Below are 1142 nucleotides of genomic sequence, written 5' to 3' on the forward strand. Positions count from 1 at the left end.
TCCTCACGCCATCACGCCAACGCGGCCGTTCACGGTGTGGGGGCGCCGGGACACGGGGATGCGGCGGCCCCGTGGGGTGCCGCCGCTTCGCCGTACGGGCTTCACGCCGAGGGCGCGGAACCTTCCTGCTCGGCTTCCACGCGCGCGTTCCACTCCCGCTTGGAGGCCTGCCAGCCGTCCTCGTTGTGGCCGAGCCGCCAGTAGCCGGAGATCGACAGGTCCTCGCGCGGGATCTCCCGCTCCACCCGCAGCAGCCGGCGCAGCTCCTTCACGAAGGCGGCCTCGCCGTGCACGAACGCGTGGACGCGGCCCTCCGGGAAGTCCAGGCCGCGCACCGCCTCGGCCAGCTTCTCGCCCACCGGCGCCGCGCCGCGGTGCAGCCAGACGATCTCCACGTCGGAGTCGACCTTCTGCTCCTCCTCCGGGCCCGAGACCTCCACGAAGGCGTGCGCCACGGCGCCGTCGGGCAGGCTCTCGAGCGCGGCCGCGATCGCGGGCAGCGCGCTCTCGTCACCGGCCAGCAGATGCCAGTCGGCGTCCATGTCGGGGGCGTAGGCGCCGCCGGGGCCCATGAAGTGGACGGTCTCGCCCGGCTGAGCGCGGGCCGCCCAGGGCCCGGCGAGGCCCTCGTCGCCGTGGAGCACGAAGTCCAGGGTCAGCTCGCGGTGTTCGTGGTTCCAGGCGCGCACGGTGTAGGTCCGGGTCACCGGCCACTGCTCACGCGGGAACTCGGCCCGGATGCGCTCCACGTCGAAGGGCTCCGGGTAGGTCGCGCCCTCGGCCGGGAACAGCAGCTTCACATAGTGATCGGTGCAGGTCCCCGCGGTGAACTCGGCCAGCCCCTCGCCGCCCAGCACCACCCGCTGCATGTGCGGGGTCAGCCGTTCGGTGCGAACGACCTGCGCGGAGTGCGGCTTCCGCGGCTTTCGTGCCGGACGCTCTGCCATGGCGGCCTCCCAGTCGCTTTCTAGCTTAGGCTTACCTAAGTTAGCATCACTTTCCCCGGTGAGGCCCTTTGGGCCGGGAGGTTCATGAACCTCCCGGGCAGATCATGACTCCTCGCCCCCGGTGCGGGCAGGTCCGGGCGCGGGAACAATGATCACGCGCCCGGCGTGCCCAGCGTGGTCAGCAGCCGGTTCAGC

General features: G+C 72.1%; 1 protein-coding gene. It reads right to left on the reverse strand.

Annotated elements, in window-relative coordinates; genetic code table 11:
* Positions 1-101: 101 nt before the first annotated feature.
* Positions 102-947 (reverse strand): siderophore-interacting protein, encoded by an 846-nt coding sequence (locus tag ABT085_RS46515; RefSeq protein WP_351623307.1) that lies wholly within the window; start codon positions 945-947, stop codon positions 102-104.
* Positions 948-1142 lie beyond the last annotated feature (195 nt).

It is taken from the genome of Streptomyces sp. NPDC002265 (assembly GCF_040296125.1).
Taxonomy (GTDB): domain Bacteria; phylum Actinomycetota; class Actinomycetes; order Streptomycetales; family Streptomycetaceae; genus Streptomyces.